Source organism: Phenylobacterium sp., assembly GCF_036264965.1.
Taxonomy (GTDB): domain Bacteria; phylum Pseudomonadota; class Alphaproteobacteria; order Caulobacterales; family Caulobacteraceae; genus Phenylobacterium.
This window is the reverse complement of record NZ_DATAPY010000077.1, coordinates 1-23078: the sequence shown is the minus strand read 5'-3', so window position 1 is coordinate 23078 and position 23078 is coordinate 1. Positions and strand designations below refer to the sequence as shown.

Below are 23078 nucleotides of genomic sequence, written 5' to 3'. Positions count from 1 at the left end.
CGCCTTCACCGACGGGGGGGCGAACAACAAGTGGATCGGCGGGGTGAAGTACCTGCTGCTCGGACCGATGGGATTGAACTCGACCAGCTCGCTGGCCGCGACCATCCCTGAGAGCGTCTACATGTTCTTCCAGATGACCTTCGCGATCATCACCCCGGCCCTGATCGCCGGCGCGCTGGCCGACCGCATGAAGTTCTCGGCCTTCCTGGCCTTCATGGGCGCCTGGCTGCTGCTCGTCTACTGCCCGATCGCCCACTGGGTCTGGGGCGGCGGCTGGCTCGGCACCATGGGCGCGCTGGACTACGCCGGCGGCACCGTCGTTCACCTGAACGCCGGCACCGCGGGCCTTGTGGCGGCCTTGATGCTCGGCAAGCGCAAGGGCCTGGGCGTCGAGAACATGGCGCCGCACAACCTGGCCTACAGCGTGATCGGGGCGTCCCTGCTGTGGGTTGGCTGGTTCGGCTTCAACGCCGGTTCGGCGGTGACCTCCAACGTCAACGCCGGCATGGCGGCCGCGGCGACCCAGATCGCCACCGCCGCTGCGGTGCTGGCCTGGATGGTCTCCGAGTGGGTTGTCTCCAAGAAGCCGTCGGTGCTGGGCATGGTGTCCGGCGCCGTCGCGGGCCTGGTGGCGATCACCCCGGCGTCCGGCTTCGTCAATCCGATGGGGGCGCTGATCATCGGCCTCTCCGCCGGCGTGGTCTGCTACATCTCGGCGGTCCATGTGAAGAAGATCTTCGGCTACGACGACGCCCTCGACGCCTGGGGCGTGCACGGGGTTGGCGGCGCCCTGGGCGCCCTGCTGACCGGCGTGTTCGCCAGCAAGCTGATCAACCCGGCGGGCGCGCCGAAGGGCGGCTTGCTGGAGGGCAACGCCCACCAGATGGTGCTGCAGTTCTACGACGTCGGCGCGACCTTCCTCTACTGCGGGATCGTGACCTTCGTGATCCTTCTGGTGATCAAGTACACGATCGGCCTGCGGGTCTCCGAAGAGGTCGAAGTCGAGGGTCTCGACATCAACCTCCACGGCGAGATCGTGCACGGCTAACGCTTAGGCCCGAAGAGAACGGGAATACGGAACGGGGGTCCTTCGGGGCCCCCGTTTTCGTTCAGGCCGGATCCGGCCAGGGGCCGCCCAGGCGGCAGCGCTGCACCCACCAGTCGGGCGCCATGGCTTCGAGGCGCTCGGCCAGGCTCTCGGCCTCGATGTCGCTGGCGCAGAGGGCGAAGCAGGTGCCGCCGGACCCCGATACGCGGGCCAATAGGGTCTCCGGCTCGTCCGCCAGGGTCTCCAGCACAGCGCCGACGGCGGGCGCCACGGCGATAGCCGGCGCCTCCAGGTCGTTGCGCAGGCCCGCCAGCCAGCCGGCCAGTTCGGCGGCGTCTTCGAAAGCGTCCGGCGCGGCCGGCGGCGTCACATCGGAGAACCGCCCGACCGCGTCGTAGCGCCGGTAGACCTCGGCCGTGGAGACGGGGACCCGCGGATTGACCAGCACCGCGTCCAGCGGCGGCAGGCCGGGCGCGGCGCTGAGCAGCTCTCCCCGGCCCTGCGCGATCGCCGGCGCGCCCCACAGGCAGGCCGCGCCGTCGGAGCCCAGCGAGGCCGCCAGCGCCTCTAGCCGGTCATCGCCGAGCGAAAGGCTGAAGGCCCCCCGCAGCAGCCGCAGCGCCGCGCCGGCGTCGCTGGAGCCGCCGCCCAGGCCGGAGGCCACCGGCAGGCGCTTGTCCAGTCTGATCCCTATCGGCGCTAGCGGGCGCCTGGCCTCCGCGATCAGCGCACGGGCGGCGCGAAGCACCAGGTTGTCGTCGCCTCCGCTCAGGCCCGCCCCGAACGGTCCCGCGATCGCCAAGGTCAGGGCCTCTGCGTTGAAGGTGGAGACCTCGTCCCCGACATCGGCGAAGGCCATCAGGCTGCAGATCGGGTGATAGCCGCCGTCAGGCGCGCCGACATGCAGATAGAGGTTCAGCTTGGCCGGCGCGAACGCCACGCGGCCCATGACTATTTGTCGGCGAGCTTGGGCGTCGGCCCATCGGGGCCCAGGCCCGAGGCCAGCTTGGCCTCCGCATTGGCCTTGATCTTGTCGTCCGGCTTCAGCGTCAGCACACGCCGCCACTGGAACTGCGCCTCGTCGCGGCGGCCCACCTTCCAGTAGGCGTCGCCCAAGTGGTTGTTGATCTCCGGATCGCCGGCCTCAAGCTCGACGGCTTGCTCCAGCTTCTCCACCGCCTGCTTGAAGTCGCCGGTGCGGTAGTAAGCCCAACCCAGGCTGTCGACCATGGCCCCGGAGCGCGGATCGGCGGCTACGGCCTTCTGGACCATGGCCATGGCCTCGGTCAGGTGTTCTCCGCGGTCGATCCAGGAATAGCCGAGGTAGTTCAATAGCTCCGGCTCGTCAGGATGCGCCGCCAGCGCCGCCTGCAGGTCAACTTGGGCGGCGGGCCATTTGTTCAGCCGCTCGTTGGTGACGCCGCGCGAATAGAGCAGCCGCCAGTCCGGCGTCTTCGACTCCGCGATCAGCCCGTCCAGCACCTTGGCCGCCTCGGCGTACTGCTCGTCGGAACGCAGCAGGTCGGCGAGCGTGACCCGCGCATCGGTGTCGCCGCCGGCCGCCGCCGCGCGGGCCAGTTTCAGCGCGGTCTCCTTGTCGTCAGCGCCCTGGTAGGTCCAGGCGAGCTTGGCCTGGGCGGTTGAATATTCCATCGAGCCGGGCTTCGGGTGGCCGTAAGCCACGCGCGCAGACTCGGTGTCGCCGGAGCCGGCCATCAGGTCGCCGACCATCACCCAGGCCTCGTCACGGCCCGGATCGAGGCGCAGCACCAGCCGTAGATAGATCAGCGCCAATTGGGTCTGCTTGGCGCCGATCATGGTCGCCGCTGGGGCCAGCATCGCCTGGGCCGCACCCTCGCGGAGGGTCGGCAGCGGCGGGGTGGTCTTGCCCGCGGAGGCCCGGGCCTGATCGGCCTTCACGGCGATCGAGTCTGGCTCGTGGGCCAGATAGTCGCCATAGAGCGCCAGCGCGTCGACGCGGCGGCCGCGCCGCTCCAGGAAGGCGCCGTAGGAGCGCACCGCCATCTCGGTCGGCTGTTCCACCGAGACCACCGCCTTGAAGTCGGTCTCCGCCTCGTCATAGCGCTTGGCGCGCTCGAACAGCGCGCCCTGGGCGAGCTGCCCGAAATAGTCCACCAGCCGGTCGCCGCGCACCGAAGGCCGGGCGATCGAGGCTTCCGTATCGCCGGCCTGCGCCGCCGCCCAGGGCGCCAGCAGCGCCGCCGCGGGTTTCTGCTGCAGGCCGATACCCGGATCGTTGAGCAGGGTCAGCGCTTCCTTGCCCTTGCCGTCGGCCATCGCTTCGACAGCCACCACCAGCTTGCCTAGCCGCTTGGCGCCTTCGCTGGCCCCCTCGCCAGTGGGCGCCAGCACAGCGGCTTTCTGGATGTCGCCGGCCAGCAGCGCGGCGGTGAAGGCGCGCTCGGCGATCATCGGATCGCCAGTCGCCAGCCGCGCCTGGTCGAAGAACTTCGCCGCCTCCGCGGAGCGGCCGTTGTTCAGCGCCTGTTCGCCGGCCAGGAACTTGCCGTAGGACGACGCGCTGGCCATCTGTTCAGCGGCCGTGGACGAGCCGGCGGTCGTCGCCGAGGTCATGCCGCCAGGCCCCGTGGCGCAGGCGGCCAACAGGACCAGAGGAGCGGCGGCGGTGAGCAATTGGGCTAGGCGCATGGGCGGACCTTCGGCTCTAAGGATGGCCACGGCAAGGCGCCCTACTGTCGCAAACCCTACGCACGGTCACATGTTCGGATAGTTGGGCCCGTCGCCGCCTTGAGGCGTCGTCCAGTTGATGTTCTGCGACGGGTCCTTGATGTCGCAGGTCTTGCAGTGGACGCAGTTCTGGAAATTGATCTGGAACTTCGGGTTCTCGCCTTTGTCGTCGTAAAGCACCTCGTAGACCCCGGCCGGGCAGTAGAGCCGCGCCGGCTCCCCGAACTTCGGCAGGTTGATCGAGATCGGAACCGCCGGATCGCTGAGCTTCAGGTGCGCCGGCTGGTTCTCGTCGTGGTTGGTGTTCGACAAGAAGACGCTGGTGAGCTTGTCGAACGACAGCACCCCGTCCGGCTTGGGATAGACGATCGGCTTATAGTCCTTCGCGAGCCCGGTGGAGTCGGCGTCGGACTTGCCGTGGTGCATCGTCCCGAAGAACGAGAAGCCGCCGAGCAGGCTCGTGCACCACAGGTCGAACATGCCGAGCGCCCCGCCCAGAAGCGTCCCGAACTTGGTCAGGATCGGCTTGAAGTTGCGTGCGGTGTGCAATTCCTTGCACATCCAGGACGCCTGATAGGCCGCTTCGTATTCCACCAGGTCGTCCCGCGCGCGACCGGCCTGGATGGCCGCATAGGCGGCCTCAGCGGCCATCATGCCGCTCTTCATGGCGTTGTGGCTGCCCTTGATCCGCGGGACATTCACGAAACCGGCGCTGTCGCCGAGCAGCACGCCGCCCGGGAAATAGAGCCTGGGGACGGATTGGAGCCCGCCTTCGCTGATGGCGCGGGCGCCGTAGGCGATGCGCTTGCCGCCTGCCAGATATTTGGCGATCTCCGGGTGGGTCTTGAACCGCTGGAACTCGTCGAACGGCGAAAGCCACGGGTTCTTGTAGTTCAGGTGCACCACGAAGCCGACGGACACGTAGTTGTCGCCGAAGTGATAGAGGAAGCTGCCGCCGCCGGTGGAATCCTCCAGGGGCCACCCCACCGTGTGTTGCACCAGGCCCGGCCGGAAGACGGCGTCCGGCACCTGCCAGATCTCCTTCAGGCCGATGCCGTACTTCTCGGGATCGGCGCCCTCGGCCAGGCTGTATTTCGCGCGCAGCTGCTTGGACAGCGACCCGCGCACGCCCTCGCCGATGAAGACGTACTTGCCGTGGAGCTCGATGCCCGGCTGGTAGTCGGGCCCCTTGGCGCCGGTCTTGTCGATGCCGAACACGCCGGCGACGACGCCCTTCAGCGCGCCGGCCTCGTCGAACACGGCTTCGGAGGCCGCCATGCCCGGATAGACCTCAACGCCGAGGGCCTCGGCCTGCTGACCCAGCCAGCGGCAAATGTTGGCCAGCGAGGCGATGTAGTTGCCGTGGTTGTGCATCAGGCCAGGCATGGCGAACATCGGCAGCGAGGCCGACCCCTGCGGGCCCAGCAGCACGAACTTGTCCTCGGTGACCGGCGTCTCCAGCGGCGCGCCCATCGCCTTCCAATCGGGAAACAGCTCGGAGATGCCCTTGGGATCGATCACAGCCCCGGACAGGATGTGCGCCCCGACCTCGGAGCCCTTCTCCAGGACGGCCACGGTGATCTCGGCGCCGGCCGCCGCGGCCAGCTGCTTCAGGCGGATCGCGGCCGACAGGCCCGACGGCCCCGCGCCGACGATGACGACGTCATATTCCATCGCCTCGCGTTCGACCTGTTCGCTCATGCCCCGGCGCTCCGTTGATCCCTGGCCCGACTTATCGGAATGTCACACGGCGGCGGTCAAGCAAGAACCATGCGCCGAAAGCGGCGGGTGACGCCGGGTTGGGGAAGAAAATCATGCGTCTGGCCACCCTCGCGTGCGCAATCGCCCTCGTCGCGTCACAGGCGCAAGCCGCCGGCGGGCGGTGGGTCGGAAGCTGGGGGGCCTCGCCGGCCCCGCCGATGGCCGCTGCCTCCGCCGTGGGCGCGCGCTTCCCGACCACCCCCAGCTTCAACAATCAGACCGTCATCCAGATCGTGCGCCTGAGCGCCGGCGGCTCCCGCTTGCGGCTGCGGCTCAGCAACGAATATGGCGCCCATGACCTGGACATCGGCGGCGCGCGCGTCGCCCTGGCCCGGCCGGACGGGACCGCCATCCCCGGCAGCGACCGGGCGGTGACCTTTTCCGGCGCCCAAACCGCCATCATTCCCGCCGGGGCGCCGCTGCTCAGCGATCCTGTCGCCCTGCCCACGAAGGCCCTGGGCCGCCTGCGGGTCAGCCTTTTCCTGCCGCACGACACCGCGGGCTGCACCTGCCACATGAGCGGCCTGGAGATTGTCCAGGTCGCGCCGGGCGACACCACCCGCGCCGATCTGCCCGCGCCATCCGGACAGGCGCAGTACCGGGCCTTCCTGACCGAGGTGGATGTCGAGACGCAGGTTGCGCCCGCGCCGGTCATCGTGGCGTTCGGCGACTCGATCACCGACGGCTTCCAGTCCACGGTCGGCGGCGACCGCCGTTGGCCCGACGTTCTGGCGCGGCGTCTGATGCCGCACGAGCCGGCCAGAGCCTTCGGCGTGGTCAACGCCGGCATCGGCGGCAATCGCGTTCTGAGCGACGGCCTGATCGCCGTTTTCGGCCAGAGCGCCCTGGCCCGGTTCGACCGCGACGTCCTGTCAGTCCCAGGCGCGACGCATGTGGTGGTGCTGGAAGGCGTCAACGATCTGGGCATGACCAAGCCCGCGCCCAGCGCCGAAGCCATGATCGCCGGCTATCGCCAGATCATCGCCCGCGCTCATGCGCACCGGCTGAAGGTGATCGGCGCGACGATCGTCCCCTATGGCGGCGCGAACTATTTCAGCGCGCCCGGCGAGACCGTCCGCCAGAAGATCAACGCCTGGATCCGCACCGGCCGCGAGTTCGACGGCGTCATCGACTTCGACGCCGCCCTGCGCGACCCCGCCAAACCGGAGCGCATGCGCGCCGAGTGGCAATCCGGCGACTGGCTGCACCCCAACGACGCCGGCTACCGGGTGATGGGCGACACCGTCGATCTCAAGCTGTTCCGCTAGAGCCCTTCCCACTCAGGTTGGATCAACCTGAGCGGACAAGAAGGGCTCCAGATATAGGCGACGACTCTGTTCTTTCCTGGCTGACTTGGTCCAAGTCAGCCAGGACAGGGTCTAGGCGGCGTCGCGACCCGCGTAGGCGGCTTCCAGCTTCGCGACGTCGAGCTTGACCATCTCCATCATGGCCGCGGTCGCCCGTTCGCGGCCGGCGGGGTCGGGGCCGTAGATAGTTTCGAAGAGCTGTTTCGGCACGACCTGCCATGTGAGACCGAAGCGGTCCTTCAGCCAGCCGCATTGCATGGGCGCGCCGCCGTCCAGCAGCTTTTCCCAATAGTGGTCGACCTCCGCCTGATCCTGGCAATCGATGAAGAAGGAAAAGGCCTCGCTGAGCGTGAAGTAGTCGCCGCCATTCAGGGCCGTGACCCGCTGGCCGTCCAGCTCGAAGTCGATGGCCAGCACCCCCGGCGCGCCGTCGGTCTTGGCCTGATCGCCTAGGATCTTCGAATTGGGGAAGACCGAGACGTAGAACTTCGCGGCCTCGACCGCCTGGTCGCGGAACCACAGGAAGGGGTGGATCTTCGGCATGGGGTGCTCCTTGTCGTCTCCACCCGAAGAACGATCGACCGCGCCCCGATCCGACAGGGTCGGGCGCTTTTTTCCAACCTAAAGCCCGCGAAGCGCGATAGGCCAGCCTGATGGAGCGCCTACGCCGCCTGATCGACCTGCCCGGGGTCAACGACCTCGAGTACCGCGCGATCCTGAAGCGCGACTTCGCCGAGCCCGAGGCCCGCGCCGAATATCCCGAGCTCGACGAATGCTCGGCCAGGAACTTCGGCCTCACCGCCGAGGAGGCCGAGGACGTCACCCGGCCCGCCGGCTGGAACAAGCCCGAGCGCCTGCCGATCCCGGCACAGGTCGCCGCCTTCGAGGCCGAGGGCTGGGACGTCACCGACGACAAGCGCCGGCCGCTGCGCGTGCTGGGCCATTTCAACCAGCAGCTCTGGCTCGCCATCCGCGGCGTCGCCGGCTCGCTGCCCTTCCTGCCGGACGACGACCGCCCCGATCCCTGGAGCGCGTCCCTGGCGGCCGAAGCCAAACGCTTCCGCAAACGCTAGGACGCCGAACCGCATGAAGCCCCCGCCCAAGCGCCTCTCCGACCTTAAGGGCGGGTCTCCGCCGACTGGGGTCTATGCGCCGCCGACGCCCAAGGTCTCGCGCCAGAAGAAGGCCAAGGTGCTGACCGCCGCCGAAAAGGCCGCCTTCCTGGCCTCGCGCCCCGACCTGAAACCCTAAGCTTTCTCGAACACCACGATCAGGTTGTTCGCCGGCATGGCGATGCGCTCGGCGAACCTCAGGCCGTTCGCCGCCGCCAGCGCCTTGACCTCCGCCAGGTCGCGCAGACCCCAGGCCGGATCGCGGCCCTTCAGGCTGGCGTCGAAGGCCAGGTTGCTGGGCGCGGTCTCCACCTCAGCCTCGATGTAGGGCCCATACAGGAACAGCCGTCCGCCCGGCGTCAGCACTCGCGCCGCGCCGGTCATCAGGCCTTCCGTCGCCGCCCAGGGCGAGATGTGGACCATGTTGATGCAGACCATCGCCTCGAACGGCCCCGCAGGCCATGACGTCAGGTCCGCCGCGTCGAGCCGGATCGGCGCGGTGAGGTTCCGGAGGCCCGACGCGGCCTGCCAGGCCCGTGCACTGACCAGGGCCTCGTCATCGCGGTCCGTCGGCTGCCAGCGCACATCCGGCAAGGCCGTGGCGATGAAGACCGCATGCTCGCCTGCCCCGCTCGCCACTTCCAGCACCCGCGCGCGCCGCGGCAATCGCGGCCCTAGCGCCTCCAGGATCGGCTCGCGGTTGCGCGCGGTTGAGGGCGAGGTCCGGGCGCCGTCGGGGACGTTGTCATGCATGCCACGACCCTAGACCGGAACGCCGCCCAGCGCTGCTGATCGCGCCGCCACGGCTTCTGTGTTGCTCGCGGGCCGACAAAGCGGTTCTGTGCGCCCGCTTCAACGACGGGATGAGGATGACAACCATGGCCAACGGCAATCCGGGCTCCGGCCTGCAGCTGCGTTCCCTGATCAAGGCGAGCGGTGAGCTGGAAGTCTCCCTGGCGAAGGTCGACATCCCCGATCCGGCGCCGGACGAGGTGCTGGTCCGCATTGAGGCCTCGCCGATCAACCCGTCGGACCTGGGCCTTCTCTTGGGCGCTGCCGACCTGTCCACCGCCAAGGCCGGCTCAGGCCCCACCCTGACCGCCACCGTCCCGCCGCAGCTGATGCGGGCCATGGCGGGCCGCGTCGACCAGTCCCTGCCGGTCGGCAACGAGGGCGCCGGAACGGTGGTGGCCGCCGGCTCCGATCCCGCCGCTCAAGCGCTCCTGGGCAAGACCGTCGCCGGCATCGGCGGGGCCATGTACGCCCAGTACCGCACGCTGAAGGCCGCTGATGTCCTGCCGCTACCAGCCGGCGCGACCGCCGCCGACGGCGCTTCCTGCTTCGTCAATCCGCTGACGGCGCTGGGCATGGTCGCCACCATGCGCACCGAGGGCCACACCGCGCTGGTCCATACCGCCGCGGCGTCCAACCTCGGCCAGATGCTCAACAAGATCTGCCTCAAGGACGGCGTGGCCCTGGTCAACATCGTGCGCAGCCGCGAGCAGGCGCACATCCTCACCGACATCGGCGCGACCCATGTGGTGGATTCGACCTCGCCAACCTTCCTCGACGACCTGACCAAGGCGCTGGCCGACACCGGCGCGACATTGGCCTTCGACGCCATCGGCGGCGGCAAGCTGGCCGGCCAGATCCTCGGCTGCATGGAGGTCGCCATCAACCAGCGGGCCACGGTCTACAGCCGTTACGGCTCCTCCGTGCACAAGCAGGTCTACATCTACGGCGGCCTGAACACCGCCCCGACGGAACTCGCCCGCAGCTACGGCATGGCCTGGGGCCTGGGCGGCTGGCTCCTGACGCCGTTCCTGATGAAGATCGGCGCCGCCGAGGCCCAGAAGCTGCGCCAGCGCGTCGCCGACGAGCTGAAGACCACTTTCGCCAGTCACTACACCGCGGAGATCGGCCTGGCCGAGGCGCTCGATCCGAAGGTCGCCGCCGCCTACAACAGGAAGACCACTGGCGAGAAGTACCTGATCAACCCCAACAAGGGCCTCTAGCGGACGATCTCCCGCCGCTCACCTCATGTCCGCGTCCGCCGTTCCCAGTCCGATGGAAGCCAAGCTGAATCAAGCCATTGATTGGCTTCGCTCGCACTTGGTCAATCACGCCGAGATCACGCTGCGCGAGGTCCTGGCGGCTCAGCCCGGCAACCTCACGGCCCGGCGGCTGCACGGCATCGCGCTGTTCAAGCTGGGCCGGCGCGACGAGGGGATCGCGGCCATCGCCACCGCGGCCGAGCAGGACGGCGGCAACGCCAGGGCCTGGGCCGACCTCGCCGTGGCTCTGCGCGATGCGGGCCGGGCCGAGGCCGCCGAAGAGGCCTATGCCCGCGCGCTGGCCGCGCAGCCGCCCAATTTTTCGGCCCCGCCGCTCGGCGCCCAGGTGTTCTGCACCGAGCTGGGCTCGCACGACTTCAAGCTCGTCGATTATCCCTATCGCGCGGAGATCCGCTACGGCGCCGGCCGCCCTGCCCACCCCGAGCTCGCCGGCATCATCGGCGAGGGCCGGCAGCGCTACCACGACCTGCTCACCGGCTGGGGCCCTCTGCAGCCCGATTTCGCCGACGTGCCGCTGGGCGGACGCTACGACACGCCGACGCCCTTCTGGCTGAACTCCTGGTTCACCGCCCTCGACGCCATCGCCCTGACCGGATTCCTGAAATCCCTGAACCCGGCCCGCTTCGTGGAGATCGGCTCGGGCGTCTCCACCAAGTTCGCCCGCCGCGCGGTCAAGGCCTACGACCTGCGCACGCGCCTGATCTCGATCGATCCGCAACCGCGCAATCAGATCGACCAACTCTGCGACCAGGTTATCCGAAAGCCGCTGGAACAATGTCCGCCGGAGATGTTCGATGTGCTCGAACCCGGCGACATCTTCTTCCTCGACTCCTCGCACCGCAGTTTCCAGGGCTCGGACGTCACCGTCTTCTTCCTGGAGATTCTGCCCCGGCTGAAGCCCGGGGTGATCGTCCACATCCACGACATCTACCTGCCTTACGACTATATCTCCGGGCACCTGCACCGCCTCTGGAACGAACAGTACCTCCTGGCCACGGCCCTGCTGTTCGGCGCGGCGCGGTTCGAGATCCTGTTCCCCTGCTGGTATGTCGGCCGCGACCCCGACCTCGCCGCGCACGGCGACAGCCTGTTCCGCAAGGGCCCGATGGCCGAGCTCGACCTCTACGGCGCCAGCTTCTGGCTGCGGATCGTCTAGCCCTTGGACAATTCCGCGCCGGGCGGCCAAGACTTGCGCGTGAGCCCCGTCGCCGATCCCATCGCAGAGTCCCTATTGGCCTTCTGGGCCGATGCCGGCGTCGACGCCATGTCGCTGGACGACCCCATCGACCGGATCGCCGCCGGGCGCATCGCCCCGCCACAACCCGCGGCGCGCAAAGCGCCCGCCGCTGCGCCGGCGGCCTCGTCGGCCCGTCCGGCCCAGCCCGACGTTTCCGCCGCGGTCGCCCAGGCCCAAGCGTTGGCGGCCGCCGCCGACAGTCTGGAGGCGCTCTCCGCCGCCATCGCCGGCTTCGACGGCTGCCCACTGAAGTTCGAGGGCGCGGCCTCGCAGGCCGTGGTCTGGCGCGGCGAGGCCGCCGCCCCGCTGATGGTGATCGGCGAAGGCCCCGGCCAGGACGAAGATCGCCAGGGCCAGCCCTTCGTCGGCCGCGCCGGCCAGCTGCTGGACAAGATGCTCGCCGCCGCCGGCCTGACCGGCCGGGTGATGATCACTAACACCGTCTTCTGGCGCCCACCCGGCAACCGTACCCCGACGCCGGCCGAACAGGCCGTCTGCGCGCCCTTCGTCGAGCGCGCCATCGCGCTGGCGAACCCGAAGATGCTGCTGCTGGTCGGCGGCGCCTCGGCCAAGGCGATGCTCAAGAAGGACGAGGGGATCCTGTCCATGCGTGGGCGCTGGCACGAGTGGCGCTCGGCCAACGGCGCCATCGAGTTACCGGCCTTGCCGACCCTGCATCCGGCCTTCTTGCTGCGCCAACCAGCGGCCAAGAAACGCGCCTGGGCCGACCTTCTGACGCTCACCGAACGGCTGGACCGACCCGAACGCCCCGCACCCTAAGGACGCCCGCCATGCCCGTTCCGACCCTTCGCGACCAACGCATCGTCATCATCGGCGGCAGCTCCGGCATCGGTTTCGCCGTCGCGGAAGCCGCCTTGGCCGAGGGCGCGAGGGTGGTGATCGGCTCCAGCAGCGCCGACAAGGTTGAGGCGGCCGTGGCCAGGCTCGGACAGGCCGCATCGGGCGCAGCGATCAATGTCCGCGATGAGACCAGCGTTCAGGCGTTCTTGGCCGATGTGGGCGCCTTCGATCACCTCGCCTACACCGCCGGCGACTGGGATCGGACCCCGACCGGCGCGATCGCCGAACTCGATTTCACCGCTGCGGCAGCGAGCATGGAGGTGCGCTTCTGGGGCGCGCTCAGGACCATCAAGCACGCCCTGCCGCGCCTATCGCCGAAGGGCTCGATCACCCTGACCGACGGGACCATGACCCACCGGCCGATAAAGGGTCGCCCCCTGTCGTCGGCCTTCGGCGCCGCGATCGAACACCTGGCCAAGGGTCTGGCGGTCGACCTCGCGCCGATCCGCGTCAACGCTGTCTGCCCGGGCCTTATCCTCACCGAAGTCTGGAGCGGCACACCGCCTGAGCGCCTGGCCAAGATGACCCAGCGGTTTCCTGTGCCAAAGGGCGGCGATCCCGCCGAGGTGGCGCAGGCGTACGTCTATCTGATGAAGGGCGGCTTCACGACCGGGCAGGTCCTGGTGGTGGACGGCGGGCTGATGCTGACCTGAGGCCGCCCTGCGGCCAATCCACTCTTGAGGCCCGTTTGGGGTTGATCGGCCGGACGGTCCCGCATAACCCTTAGCGTCGGGGACTTCGAGAAGAGGACTGCGCACCGCCCACGCCATAAGGGTACGCGCGGAAAGAGACGGCATGACGCTGAAGAAGCGCCTGCGGGCCGGGGCCATAGCCTTTGCCTGCTCCGCCTCCATCGCCGGGGCCGCCGCGGCGGAAGCGCCGACGGCGCTGTCGAGCGACGACGCCCGCGCCTATTCGGCGGCCTTCGACGCTACCGAGCGCGGCGATTTCATCGACGCCCAGATGCAGAGCGCGGCGGTCAAGGATCACTCGCTCGACGGCTATCTGAGCTTCCACGAGCTGATGCACCCGACGGCCCACGTGGCCGCCTTCGACGAGCTCTCCGCCTGGCTGGGCAAGTTCCGCGACCTGCCGGTGGCCGACCGCATCTTCGCCCTGGCCTCCAAGCGCAAGACCGACCCGACCGCCGACGCCGGCCCACGGCCGATGGCCATGGGCGACGGGCCGCAGATCGCCAATCCGCAGCTTTCCGAAAAGGCCCGCCGCGGCCGCGAGGCCTTTTTCTCCGGCGACGCCAAGCGCGCGCTGACGCTGGCGACCGCCTCGGGTGACCGCTGGATCGCCGGCCTCGCGGCCTATCGCCTGAAGGACTACGACCACGCCCGCGCCAGCTTCGCCGACCTCGCCCGAGACGGCGAATGCGACGCCTGGCTGCAGGCCGCCGCCGCCTTCTGGGCCGCCCGCTCGGCCCAGGCGCAGAACGACATCTCCGGCTCCGCGCAGTATCTTCAGGTGGCGGCCCGCAACGGCGAGACCTTCTACGGCATGCTTGCCGCCCGGCAGCTGAAGCTCGCCGACCTGGCCAGCGTCGCCGCCGCCGATGATCCCTTGGCGCGCCTGCTGCTGGCCGCCTACACCGTGCCGGCTGGCGGCCAGGCCAGCGTCGATCTCGCCAGCTTCGTCGCCACCGACGCGCGCGCCCACCGCGCCGCCGCCCTGGCGCAGATCGGCCGCGGCTCCGACGCCATCCAGGAACTGCGCGCCGGCATGGCCCTCGCCCGCACCGGCGCCGACCAGGCCCGCTGGAAGGCCCTGACGCTGGCCATGGGGACCTCGCTCGCCGACCGGGCCAGCCCGCCGCGCAGCGCCGACCTCGACTATCCGACGCCGGAGCTGACCCCGGCCTACGGTTTCACCCTCGATAAGGCCCTGGTCTACGCCGTGGTCCGCCAGGAAAGCCGCTTCAACCCGCAGGCGGTCTCGCCGGTGGGCGCCACGGGCCTGATGCAGGTGATGCCGGCCTCCGCCGCCCTGGCCGCCGGCGACGACAGGCTCAAGCACGACGCGACGCCGCTGCTCGATCCCGCCTTCAACCTGCGGGTCGGCCAGGACTATTTCACCTGGCTGCTGGAAAAGGGCGTCGGCCACGACCTGATCCGGGCCGTCGCCGCCTACAATGCCGGACCGGGCCCGGTGCTCAAGACAGCCCAATTGCTGGGTCCGGAAGCCGACGGCCTGCTCCTGATGGAATGCCTCCCCGCACAGGAAACCCGCGCCTACGTCCAGCGGGTGATGACCGGATACTGGACCTATCGAAAGATGTGGGGCCAGGCCTCGCCCAGCCTCGACGCCTTGGCCGGCGGCGGACACCCCGCTGACGAACGTCTCGACTATCTAGGCCAGCCGAACCGCCCCGCGACCCAGCTGGCCTCGCAGACGCTTCAGGTCGGGATGCGCTAGGGCGACCGCCGGCCCGCGCCCGATCAGCACGCCAAACGGCTTCTCGCCGAAAAAACCGCCCTCGCCGATCAGCAGGGCGTCGCCGCCACCGCTGTGCAGGTGCTTGGCCAGCAGCTCCAGCCAGCCGGGCTTCAGCCGGATCTTCGCCGGCACGACCAGCAGCCGATCCGACCGCGACGCCTGCAGACCTGCCGCCAGATCGTCGGCCAGCTCCGCCCCGGTCTCCTCGCGCAGCACCGCCAGCAGCTCCGGCGGGCCGCCACCGGCGATCAGCACCTCGCGGACCAGCCCCTCGACCGCCGCCGAGGTCAGGGCGGCCAACAGCGCCGGCAACCGGTCGCCGGCGTCGGCGGTCTCGACAATCACACTCAGCATCGCGCCAGAAGCCCTGCGTTGGCGCTGAACGTCAACCGTCGACAGATGGCGTCGGATGTCCGACGCTAGGGCAAAATAAGAGACCCGGGGGAAATCAATGCACCGTCGCACCCTTCTGTCTGCTGCGCCGCTGCTGGCGCTGCCCGGCTTCGCGTTCGCCCAAGAGCCCGCCGCGCCCACTCCACCCGCGCCGCGCCCTGCCCCACCGCCGCCCACCTTTCCGCCACCAACCCTGGCGATGACGACAATGGCGAGCGGCCTGCATTTCCCCGAGGCGCCCGTAGTGATGAACGACGGTTCGGTGCTGTTTGTGCAGATCGAGGCCAAACAGGTCAGCCGCCTGAAGCCCGATGGGACCGTCACCCTGGTCGCCCAGCTCGACGGCGGCCCCAACGGCCTGGCGGTCGGCCCCGACAAGGCGCTCTACGTCGCCAATGACGGCGGCCGGTTCAGCTTCAACAAGCGCGGCGCCTTCAACTATCCAGGCGCGGTCCCACCCGACCACATCGGCGGCTCGATCCAGCAGATCGACCTCAGGACCGGCAAGGCCATCACGCTCTACGACAGCTGCGACGGCAAGCGGCTGGTGGCGCCCGACGACCTGGTCTTCGATCACCACGGCGGCATGTGGATCAGCGACTACGGCAAGGTGAAGGGCGACGCCGGAATCTACTACGCCCGCGCCGACGGCAAGGGCATCCGCCAGGCGAAGGGCGGCATGAACGCCCCCAACGGCATCGGCCTGTCGCCGGACGGCAAGCAGCTGCACGTCAGCGAGGGCCGCCAGCTCTGGACCTTCGACATCAAGGCCCCGGGCGAGCTCGGCCCTTCGACCTCCTACCCGAACGCCGCCCACGCCAACCTGCGCGAGCGTTCGGTGGCCGACAGCCTGAAGGTGCTGGCCGACGGTCGCGTCTGCGTCTGCACCCTGATCGCCGGCGGGATCAGCATCTTCGACGCCACTGGCGGGACGGAGTTCATCCAGTTCGACGACCCGATGACCACCAACCTGGCGTTCGGCGGCGCGGACATGCGCGATACCTGGGTGACCTCCTCGGGCCTCAGCCGGATCGTCAAGGTGCGCTGGCCCTACCCGGGCCTGAAACCGGCCTATTCGGCGTAGATCCCAAGCTCTGCAATCACGGCTCGCCGGGATCAGTCCTCGGACAGCAGGATGTCGAGGAACATCTGCCGTCGATTGAGAAAGTTGCGCGTCACCTGAAAGTGGTCCGTGTCTTCATAGTCGACACGCTCGAGGCCTTTCGCGGTGGTCTGATAGATCCACGCATCCGGGTATCCAATAGTGTTCGGCGTCCAGAGCGCGCATTGAACTACAAGCCCAAGGGGCCCGCTCCCCGCCCGACCGCCGAATACGGGGCCGCACATTCTGCTACCGCTTCGATCAGATATGGGCAAGCAAAATGTTCTTGTTATGTTCTATTTTGCCGCCTAGCGTTGATGGGTGACCACCTTCACTCAGCAGATCACCGCCGTCCGTGGCCGTGGCGCGCGGACCAACACCAGCGGCCGCTATGAGGCGGAGGCCCGCGAGGCCTTCGACGACGGCTGGACGCCCGATGACACTGAGCCGGCGCAACTGACCACCACCGTGACGCCCGAGAAGGCGAAGGTGATCATCAGCCGCAACGACAGCCCCGACGTTGGCTTCTCCGCCTCGATCAACCCCTACCGCGGCTGCGAGCATGGCTGCATCTACTGCTACGCACGGCCGGCGCACGCCTACATGGGCCTCTCGCCCGGTCTCGATTTCGAGTCCAAGCTGTTCTTCAAGCCCGAAGCCGCGCGCCTGCTGGAACGGGAACTGTCGAAGGGATCTTACGTCCCCGAGGTGATCCACATCGGCGGCAACACCGATCCCTATCAGCCGCAGGAACGCCGCCTGCGGATCACGCGGCAGATCATCGAGGTGCTGAGCCGCTTCAACCACCCGTTCTCGATCATCTCCAAGTCCGGTCTGATCCTGCGCGACCTCGACCTGCTGGCGCCGATGGCGGAGCGGAACCTGGTGCGCGTGGCGATCTCGGTCACTACGCTGGACCGCAAGCTGGCGCGCTCCATGGAGCCCCGCGCCGCCACTCCGGAAAAGCGCCTCGACGCCGTCCGCCGTCTCAGCGACGCCGGCGTGCCCACCGTGGTGATGTTCGCGCCCGCCATCCCCGGCCTCAACGACCACGAGATGGAGGCGGTGTTGGAGCGCGCCGCAGCGGCCGGCGCCCGCGGCGCGGGCTACGTGGCGCTGCGCCTGCCCATGGAGATCGCCGACCTCTTCCAGGAGTGGCTGGCCACCGACCACCCCGACCGCGCCAATCGGGTGATGTCGCTGGTGCGCCAGATGCGCGGCGGCAAGACCTACGACAGCCAATGGGGCAAGCGGATGAAGGGCGAAGGCCCCCTCGCCGCCCTCATGTCCCGCCGGTTCGCCGTCGCCAAGCAGCGCCTGGGCATCGCCGGCAAGCTCCCGCCCCTCGACCTCGGCCTGTTCCGCGTCGCGCCGAAAGCGGGGGATCAGATCGACCTGTTTGGATGAACTTCCCTTCCCGCAACGCGGGAAGAGGGGACCGTCGGCGGAGCGAAGCGGAGAGCCGATGGTGGGAAGGGCAAGCCTCGAGCGCGGCGCGGCCGCTTTTCCTCTCCACCATTCCCTCTTCGGGGAACGGTCCCCCTCTCCCGCTGCGCGGGAAAGGAAGTGCGAACTAGGCCGCCTTCGAAAGTTCGTCGCGCGCCGCCGCCGCGATCTCGAAGGAACGCACGCGGGCGGCGTGGTCGAAGATCTGGGCGGTGACCATGATCTCGTCGGGCCGGTGTTTGGCGACGAAGGCCTCGAGGCCGCGGCGGACAGTCTGGGGATCGCCGACCACGGCGGTGGCGAGCGCGCCTTGCATGTCCGGCGTCATGCCGGCTGCGGCGAAGCGCTCCTCGACGTCGTCCACCGGCGGGGGCAACCGGCTGGGCCGGCCGGTGCGCAGGTTCAGGAAGGCCTGCTGCAGCGAGGTGAAGAGATGCTTGGCCTGGGCGTCGGTCTCGGCGGCGACGACGTTAAGCCCCAGCATCGCATAGGGCTTGTCCAGCTGCGCCGAGGGCTCGAAGCGGTGGCGGTAGAGCTCCAGCGCCTCGTCCATCTGCGCCGGGGCGAAGTGCGAGGCGAAGGCGAAGGGAAGGCCCAGGGCGCCGGCAAGCTGCGCGCCGAACAGGCTGGAGCCCAGGATCCAGATGGGCACGTCCTGGCCGGCGCCCGGCACCGCCTGGATCGTCTGGCCGGGTTGAGCCGGCTGGAAGTAGTGCATCAGCTCGACGACATCCTGCGGGAAGCGGTCGACATCTCCGGCGAGCGTGCGGCGCAGCGCCCGCGCCGTCAGCTGGTCGGAGCCCGGCGCGCGGCCGAGGCCCAGGTCGATCCGCCCCGGAAACAACGCTTCCAACGTGCCGAACTGCTCGGCGATCACCAGGGGCGCGTGATTGGGCAGCATGACGCCGCCGGCGCCGACCCGGATGGTCGTGGTGCCCGCCGCCACATGGCCGATGACCACCGAAGTCGCGGCGCTCGCCACGCCGGGCATGTTGTGATGTTCGGCGAGCCAGAAGCGCCGGTAGCCGAGCCGCTCGGCATTGCGCGCCAGATCGAGGCTGTTGTGCAGCGACTGGCCGACGTGGCCGCCTTCGAGGATCGGCGAGAGGTCGAGGACAGAAAGAGGAACCATCGCGCTCATATGGGGAGCCTTCAGCGGGAGAACACACCCACAAGTTCTATGTGCGGCGACCAGAGGAACTGATCCACCGGCAGGACGCGGTCGAGGGCGAAACCCGCGTCGATAAGGGTGCGGGCGTCGCGGGCGAAGGTGGCGGGATTGCAAGAGACGGCGATGACGCGCGCGACCTTGGAGCGCGCCAGTTCGGCGGTCTGCTCGGCGGCGCCGGCGCGCGGCGGATCGAAGACGGCCAGGTCGGTCTTCTTCAGCTCCTCGGCCAGGACCGGGCGGCGGACCAGATCGCGGGCCTCGGCGGTGACGCCATGCAGGCCCGGCGCGCTGGCCATGGCGGAGCCGAGCGCGCGGATGGCCTCGGGCGCGAAATCGCAGGCGTAGACCGGCGCGATCCCGGCCAGGCGGAAGGTGAAGGTGCCGACGCCGCAGTAGAGGTCGGCGATGCGCGCCGCGCCGGCCGCCTCCACCGCCACGAACTCCGCCATCGCGGCCTCGGCCTGGGGCGTCGCCTGGAGGAAGGCGCCCGGCGGCAGGGCGACGGTAGCGGGCCCAAGGTGGACCTGCGGCTGGCGCGCCTGGTAGGCGACCTCGCCGTCGATCGTCACCCGGGCGAAGTCGGCTTCCGCCGCCCGCTCGGCCAGCAGAACGCGCGCGTCGGCGGAGAGGCCGCCGGACTTCCGCTCCACGCCGGAGATGTCGATTTCGAGACCGCTGGCGGTCAGCGTCACATGCAGCGTCGGCGCGGACTTCGGATGCTCGAACAGCGGCGCGGCGAGGCGTTTCAGCGCCGGGATCGCCGCCACGATCGCCGGGTCGCTGATTGGGCAGGCCGTGATGTCCACCAGATCCCAGGACTTGCGCGCCTTGTAGCCGAGCTTGGCGGCGTCCCGGCTCCCGCGCCGCGCGTGCAGGGCGACGCGGCGGCGCGTGCCCGGCTGGGCGGCGAACGGCGGCAGGATCTCGGTGTCGATCTGCTGGCGCGCCAGGGTTCCGGCCAGCCGCTCGACCTTCCACGCCAGATACGGCGCACGGTCCCAATGCTGCAGGGCGCAGCCGCCGCAGGTCCCGAAGTGCGGGCACGGCGGAACGACCCGCTCGGCGCTGGCCTGCAGCACCTCGATCAGCTCCCGCCGTTCGCCGGCGCCCATCGCCAGCACCCGCTCGCCCGGCAGGGTGAAGGGCACGAACGCCGGCCCAGGCGCCATGCCGTCGCCCTCCCCGCCCAGCGTGTCGATGGTGAGCTCAACCGCCGGCCCTGCGGGACGGGCTGGCCTGGTCTGGGCGCGGCGGTGTCGCGGCGGCGGTCTCATGGTCGGACGGGCGTCCTCGCGCGACGGCGGTATGCAAGATGAACGAAAATGAACGGCCCGCTCAAAATCTGTTCAGCTTGGCTGGGCGAAAAGGGTCCTCGAAGCTGCCCAAGGGCCGCTGCAAAGATTCGAGAGAGGGATACCCATGACCAAGTCTTCGACCTTCGCCAAGGGCTGCGTCGCCGCAACGGTCGGCCTCCTGGCTCTGGGCGCGGCGGCCGCGGCCTCCGCCCAGCCCGGACCGGCCTATAACAACTATGACCCCTGCCAGCGCGACGCCAATGGCCGCGGCGTGGCCGGCGCCCTGATCGGCGGGGCCGGCGGCGCGGTGATCGGCTCGCAGCTGGCGGCCGGCGGACACCGCACGGATGGCTCGCTGCTCGGCGGCGCGCTCGGCGCCATCGCCGGCGCGGTCATCGGCCACAAGACCGCGGCCTGCACCGACGCCCCGCCGCCGCCCCGAGGCTACGAGCCCGGCCCGGACGCCGACGCCGGCCCGCCGCCTCCGCCCCAAGGCTATGAGCAAGGCTATCAGCCCGGCCCGCCGCCGCCTCCGCCGGCCTATGGCGCCTACTATGCGCCGCCGCCCCCGCCGCCGGGCTACTACGCCCCGCGTGAAGCGGTGTTCGTCTACGGTCGCCATGGCGTCCGCTACCGGGTCGTCGAAGAGCGTGTCGGTCCGGACGGCTGCACGGTCGCGGAAAGCCCGATCTACTTCCCCGACGGCCGCGTCGACCGCCGCATCGTCCACGTCTGCCCGGACTATCGAGGCCGCTACCGCGTCGTCGACTAAGCTCATCTGTCGCCGGCGGTTGCTGGCTACGCCTGGGCCGCCTGCATTGCCGCGGGCGGCCCTTTTCTTTGGCCCTCAGGCCTTGCGCGCCCAGAGCAGGTATTCGCGGTTCCCGTCGCCGCCTTCCACCGGGCTCTCGTCGGTCGCTTGAACGGTCCAGCCGAAGCCTTCCAGGAAGCGCTTCACGTCCGCCAGGGCCTCGGCTCGCGCGCCTTCGTCCTTGACCAGACCGCCCTTGCCCACCCGCTCCGGCCCGACTTCGAACTGCGGTTTGACCAGGGCGATCAGGTCGGCGCCCGGCGCCGCGAGCGCCAAGGCCGTCGGCAGGGCCTTCGCCAGACCGATAAAGCTCACATCGCAGACGACGATTTGCGGCGGCTCCGGGATCTCGGCGGCGGTCAGCGCCCGCGCGTCGACGCCCTCCAGCCCGACCACCCGCGGATCGTCCGTCAGGCTGGCGTGCAGCTGGCCGCGCCCCACGTCGACCGCGTAGACGCGCCGCGCGCCCGCCGCCAGGCAGACCTCGGTGAAGCCGCCGGTCGAGGCGCCGACATCCAGCACGACGCGGCCCTCGACCGCGACCGGCCAGAGGCCCAGGGCGTGTTCAAGCTTCAAGGCCCCGCGCCCGACCCACGGATGCGCGGCCGTGGCCTCGATCATCGCGTCCTCGTCCAGCATTTCCGCGGGCTTCAACACCGGCTTGCCGTCGGCCATGACCCCACCGGCCTCGATGGCGGCGCGGGCCTTGGCGCGGCTTTCGAACAGGCCGCGCGCGACCAGCAGGAGGTCGGCGCGGGTCTTCATGCCGTCTCTAGACCGAAGCCTTCTCGTCTTCGAACAGCTTCTTCAGCTCGTTCTTCATGATCTTGCCGTTGGCGTTGCGCGGCAGGACTTCATGCCAGAACTTGATCACGACCGGCACCTTGAAGGCGGCGATGCGCTCGGCGACGTGGGCGCGCAGTTCGTCCTCCGTCGCGTGCATCCCGGGCTTCAGGGTGACCACCGCGCCGGGCTCCTCCCCCAAGGTGCGATGTGGGATGCCGACGACGGCGGCGTCCATCACCGCGGGGTGGTCGTAGAGGGCGTTCTCCACCTCCACGCAGTAGATGTTCTCGCCGCCGCGGATCAGCATGTCCTTGGCCCGGTCGATGATGAAGCAGAAGCCCTCCTCGTCGAGCTTGGCCAGGTCGCCGGTGCGCACCCAGCCGTCGACGAAGGTCTGGGCGGTGGCCTCGGGCTTGTTCCAGTAGCCCTTCACGACCATCGGCCCCTTGGCCCACAGTTCGCCGACCTGACCCGGCGGCAGGACGGTGACCCCGTCCGCCGGATCGCGGATCTCCAGCTCACAGACCGCCGCGGCCGGACCGCAGCTGTCGGGGCGGTTGGTGTAGTCCTCGGCGGCGTTGGAGGTGACCGTGGCGCAGGTCTCGGTCATGCCCCAGCCCTGGCCAGGCTGCGACTTGGGGAAGGTCTCGCGCAGGCGCCGCACCAGCTCGGGCGCCGAGGGCGCGCCGCCGTAGGCCACCGACTCCAGGGACGACAGGTCATAATCGGCGCGGGCCGGATGCTCGATCAACTGCCAGGCGATCGTCGGCACCCCGCCGGCCGACTGGATCTTCTCGCGCTCGATCAGCTCGAAGGCGCGGATCACGTCCCACTTGTGCATCATCACCAGCTTGGCGCCGCCGAAGAGGCTGGGGTTCAAGACCGCCATGCAGCCAGTGACATGGAAGAACGGCACCGAGATCAGCGACGAGCGCTGCGGCCCGGTCGGGTCGGGCGCGGGCGGCGCCTCGCCGCGGCGCAGGAAGGCGCGCGCGCCCGCCGCGCCGGCGGTGAAGATGTTGGAGTTCACGCCCCGCTGCGTGGCCAGGGCGCCCTTGGGCTTTCCGGTGGTGCCGGAGGTATAGAAAATGGTGGCGTCGTCGTCGGGCTCCAGCTCGACGGGCGGCAGTTCACTGGCGGGCAGGGCGGCCCAGTCGCTCGTGGTCCCGATCACGCTCTCAAGCCGTGCGATCAGGGGGTGGGCGATCTCCTCGGCCGCCCTGGAGACATAGACCCGCTTCAGGTCCGGGCAGTTGTGCAGGTGTTCGGTCAGCCGCTCGAAGCGCTCGGCGTCGAGAATGGCGACCTTGGTTCCGGAATCGACCAGGCCGTATTCGAGCTCCGGCCCCGTCCACCAGGCGTTCAGCGGCGTGACGATGGCGCCCAGGTTGGTGGCGGCGAAGAAGGCCACCGGCCATTCGGGCAGGTTGCGCATAGCCAGGGCCACCCGATCGCCCTTTTCCACCCCCTGGAACTTCAGCTCATGGGCGAAGGCGGCCACCGCCTTGCCAAAGGCGACGTA

The 23078-nt window shown here is 69.6% G+C and carries 22 protein-coding genes; 12 read left to right on the top strand and 10 right to left on the bottom strand.

All coding sequences use genetic code 11. The features are described 5' to 3' along the window. Nucleotides 1-1048, top strand: a 1048-nt coding sequence (locus VHS75_RS10345) for an ammonium transporter (protein ID WP_329638534.1), incomplete at its 5' end; no start/stop codon positions are given. 61 nt (nt 1049-1109) lie between these two features. Here VHS75_RS10345 and VHS75_RS10340 read toward each other — a convergent pair. The 3 genes from VHS75_RS10340 to VHS75_RS10330 form a co-directional block, all read right to left on the bottom strand. Next, entirely contained in the window at nt 1110-1997 is an 888-nt protein-coding gene (locus VHS75_RS10340; protein ID WP_329638533.1) for a 4-(cytidine 5'-diphospho)-2-C-methyl-D-erythritol kinase, read from the bottom strand. Nucleotides 1998-1999: 2 nt separating this feature from the next. Continuing rightward, the gene (locus tag VHS75_RS10335; RefSeq protein ID WP_329638532.1) at nt 2000-3718 is read right to left on the bottom strand and encodes a tetratricopeptide repeat protein; all 1719 of its coding nucleotides are present in this window, start codon (nt 3716-3718) and stop codon (nt 2000-2002) included. 66 nt (nt 3719-3784) lie between these two features. Further along, nucleotides 3785-5458, bottom strand: a complete 1674-nt coding sequence (locus VHS75_RS10330; protein ID WP_329638531.1) for an electron transfer flavoprotein-ubiquinone oxidoreductase — start codon at nt 5456-5458, stop codon at nt 3785-3787. Between the two features lie 113 nt (nt 5459-5571). Between VHS75_RS10330 and VHS75_RS10325 the strand changes: the two genes are divergently transcribed. Then, complete coding sequence (locus VHS75_RS10325; protein WP_329638530.1) at nt 5572-6786, top strand: SGNH/GDSL hydrolase family protein; 1215 nt, start codon at nt 5572-5574, stop codon at nt 6784-6786. Nucleotides 6787-6897: 111 nt separating this feature from the next. Here the strand turns inward: VHS75_RS10325 and VHS75_RS10320 are convergent, their stop codons facing one another. Next, the gene (locus tag VHS75_RS10320) at nt 6898-7368 is read right to left on the bottom strand and encodes a VOC family protein (protein ID WP_329638529.1); all 471 of its coding nucleotides are present in this window, start codon (nt 7366-7368) and stop codon (nt 6898-6900) included. A gap of 110 nt (nt 7369-7478) precedes the next feature. Between VHS75_RS10320 and VHS75_RS10315 the strand changes: the two genes are divergently transcribed. Next, nucleotides 7479-7898, top strand: a complete 420-nt coding sequence (locus tag VHS75_RS10315) for a hypothetical protein (RefSeq protein ID WP_329638528.1) — start codon at nt 7479-7481, stop codon at nt 7896-7898. A gap of 13 nt (nt 7899-7911) precedes the next feature. Continuing rightward, nucleotides 7912-8076, top strand: coding sequence for a hypothetical protein (locus VHS75_RS10310; protein ID WP_329638527.1), 165 nt, complete (start codon nt 7912-7914; stop codon nt 8074-8076). On the opposite strand, the gene VHS75_RS10305 is transcribed toward VHS75_RS10310, so the two are convergent. Next, on the bottom strand, nt 8073-8690 hold the full coding sequence (locus VHS75_RS10305) for a DUF938 domain-containing protein (RefSeq protein WP_329638526.1): 618 nt from the start codon (nt 8688-8690) through the stop codon (nt 8073-8075). The genes VHS75_RS10310 and VHS75_RS10305 overlap by 4 nt on opposite strands. Before the next feature lie 125 nt (nt 8691-8815). Between VHS75_RS10305 and VHS75_RS10300 the strand changes: the two genes are divergently transcribed. The 5 genes from VHS75_RS10300 (at nt 8816) to VHS75_RS10280 (ending at nt 14531) form a co-directional block, all read left to right on the top strand. Then, a complete protein-coding gene (locus VHS75_RS10300; protein WP_329638525.1) occupies nt 8816-9952 on the top strand; it encodes a zinc-binding dehydrogenase in 1137 nt (378 codons plus the stop codon). Between the two features lie 97 nt (nt 9953-10049). Beyond that, nucleotides 10050-11168 (top strand): class I SAM-dependent methyltransferase, encoded by a 1119-nt coding sequence (locus VHS75_RS10295; RefSeq protein ID WP_329638524.1) that lies wholly within the window; start codon nt 10050-10052, stop codon nt 11166-11168. A 39-nt stretch (nt 11169-11207) separates the two neighbouring features. Further along, a complete protein-coding gene (locus VHS75_RS10290; RefSeq protein ID WP_329638523.1) occupies nt 11208-12029 on the top strand; it encodes a uracil-DNA glycosylase in 822 nt (273 codons plus the stop codon). Nucleotides 12030-12040: 11 nt separating this feature from the next. Next, the gene (locus tag VHS75_RS10285) at nt 12041-12763 is read left to right on the top strand and encodes an SDR family oxidoreductase (protein WP_329638522.1); all 723 of its coding nucleotides are present in this window, start codon (nt 12041-12043) and stop codon (nt 12761-12763) included. Between the two features lie 142 nt (nt 12764-12905). Continuing rightward, on the top strand, nt 12906-14531 hold the full coding sequence (locus VHS75_RS10280; protein WP_329638521.1) for a lytic transglycosylase domain-containing protein: 1626 nt from the start codon (nt 12906-12908) through the stop codon (nt 14529-14531). Here the strand turns inward: VHS75_RS10280 and VHS75_RS10275 are convergent. Next, nucleotides 14466-14906, bottom strand: a complete 441-nt coding sequence (locus tag VHS75_RS10275) for a hypothetical protein (protein WP_329638520.1) — start codon at nt 14904-14906, stop codon at nt 14466-14468. The two genes, VHS75_RS10280 and VHS75_RS10275, sit on opposite strands and share 66 nt — an antisense overlap. Before the next feature lie 97 nt (nt 14907-15003). On the opposite strand from VHS75_RS10275, the gene VHS75_RS10270 reads away from it, so the two are divergent. Then, nucleotides 15004-16029 carry an SMP-30/gluconolactonase/LRE family protein gene (locus VHS75_RS10270; protein WP_329638519.1) on the top strand — a complete coding sequence of 342 codons (1026 nt, stop codon included), beginning with the start codon at nt 15004-15006 and terminating at the stop codon, nt 16027-16029. A gap of 339 nt (nt 16030-16368) precedes the next feature. After that, entirely contained in the window at nt 16369-17454 is a 1086-nt protein-coding gene (locus VHS75_RS10265) for a PA0069 family radical SAM protein (protein WP_329638518.1), read from the top strand. Between the two features lie 166 nt (nt 17455-17620). Here the strand turns inward: VHS75_RS10265 and VHS75_RS10260 are convergent, their stop codons facing one another. Both VHS75_RS10260 and VHS75_RS10255 read right to left on the bottom strand, forming a co-directional pair. Beyond that, entirely contained in the window at nt 17621-18625 is a 1005-nt protein-coding gene (locus VHS75_RS10260) for an LLM class flavin-dependent oxidoreductase (RefSeq protein WP_329638536.1), read from the bottom strand. Nucleotides 18626-18645: 20 nt separating this feature from the next. Further along, a complete protein-coding gene (locus VHS75_RS10255) occupies nt 18646-19938 on the bottom strand; it encodes a class I SAM-dependent RNA methyltransferase (protein WP_414694278.1) in 1293 nt (430 codons plus the stop codon). Between the two features lie 145 nt (nt 19939-20083). Here VHS75_RS10255 and VHS75_RS10250 point away from each other — a divergent pair, with 145 nt between their 5' ends. Continuing rightward, nucleotides 20084-20731: a glycine zipper 2TM domain-containing protein gene (locus VHS75_RS10250; RefSeq protein WP_329638517.1), complete on the top strand. Its 648-nt coding sequence runs from the start codon at nt 20084-20086 to the stop codon at nt 20729-20731. A 75-nt stretch (nt 20732-20806) separates the two neighbouring features. Here the strand turns inward: VHS75_RS10250 and VHS75_RS10245 are convergent, their stop codons facing one another. After that, nucleotides 20807-21535 (bottom strand): TlyA family RNA methyltransferase, encoded by a 729-nt coding sequence (locus VHS75_RS10245; RefSeq protein WP_329638516.1) that lies wholly within the window; start codon nt 21533-21535, stop codon nt 20807-20809. A 7-nt stretch (nt 21536-21542) separates the two neighbouring features. Beyond that, nucleotides 21543-23078, bottom strand: a 1536-nt coding sequence (locus tag VHS75_RS10240) for a class I adenylate-forming enzyme family protein (RefSeq protein ID WP_329638515.1), incomplete at its 5' end; no start/stop codon positions are given.

Coding starts and splice junctions, on each gene's coding strand:
- VHS75_RS10340 (WP_329638533.1), bottom strand. CDS start 1,997: ATGGGCCGCGTGGCGTTCGCGCCGGCCAAGCTGAACCTCTATCTGCAT.
- VHS75_RS10335 (WP_329638532.1), bottom strand. CDS start 3,718: ATGCGCCTAGCCCAATTGCTCACCGCCGCCGCTCCTCTGGTCCTGTTG.
- VHS75_RS10330 (WP_329638531.1), bottom strand. CDS start 5,458: ATGAGCGAACAGGTCGAACGCGAGGCGATGGAATATGACGTCGTCATC.
- VHS75_RS10325 (WP_329638530.1), top strand. CDS start 5,572: ATGCGTCTGGCCACCCTCGCGTGCGCAATCGCCCTCGTCGCGTCACAG.
- VHS75_RS10320 (WP_329638529.1), bottom strand. CDS start 7,368: ATGCCGAAGATCCACCCCTTCCTGTGGTTCCGCGACCAGGCGGTCGAG.
- VHS75_RS10315 (WP_329638528.1), top strand. CDS start 7,479: ATGGAGCGCCTACGCCGCCTGATCGACCTGCCCGGGGTCAACGACCTC.
- VHS75_RS10310 (WP_329638527.1), top strand. CDS start 7,912: ATGAAGCCCCCGCCCAAGCGCCTCTCCGACCTTAAGGGCGGGTCTCCG.
- VHS75_RS10305 (WP_329638526.1), bottom strand. CDS start 8,690: ATGCATGACAACGTCCCCGACGGCGCCCGGACCTCGCCCTCAACCGCG.
- VHS75_RS10300 (WP_329638525.1), top strand. CDS start 8,816: ATGGCCAACGGCAATCCGGGCTCCGGCCTGCAGCTGCGTTCCCTGATC.
- VHS75_RS10285 (WP_329638522.1), top strand. CDS start 12,041: ATGCCCGTTCCGACCCTTCGCGACCAACGCATCGTCATCATCGGCGGC.
- VHS75_RS10280 (WP_329638521.1), top strand. CDS start 12,906: ATGACGCTGAAGAAGCGCCTGCGGGCCGGGGCCATAGCCTTTGCCTGC.
- VHS75_RS10275 (WP_329638520.1), bottom strand. CDS start 14,906: ATGCTGAGTGTGATTGTCGAGACCGCCGACGCCGGCGACCGGTTGCCG.
- VHS75_RS10270 (WP_329638519.1), top strand. CDS start 15,004: ATGCACCGTCGCACCCTTCTGTCTGCTGCGCCGCTGCTGGCGCTGCCC.
- VHS75_RS10260 (WP_329638536.1), bottom strand. CDS start 18,625: ATGGTTCCTCTTTCTGTCCTCGACCTCTCGCCGATCCTCGAAGGCGGC.
- VHS75_RS10255 (WP_414694278.1), bottom strand. CDS start 19,938: ATGAGACCGCCGCCGCGACACCGCCGCGCCCAGACCAGGCCAGCCCGT.
- VHS75_RS10250 (WP_329638517.1), top strand. CDS start 20,084: ATGACCAAGTCTTCGACCTTCGCCAAGGGCTGCGTCGCCGCAACGGTC.
- VHS75_RS10245 (WP_329638516.1), bottom strand. CDS start 21,535: ATGAAGACCCGCGCCGACCTCCTGCTGGTCGCGCGCGGCCTGTTCGAA.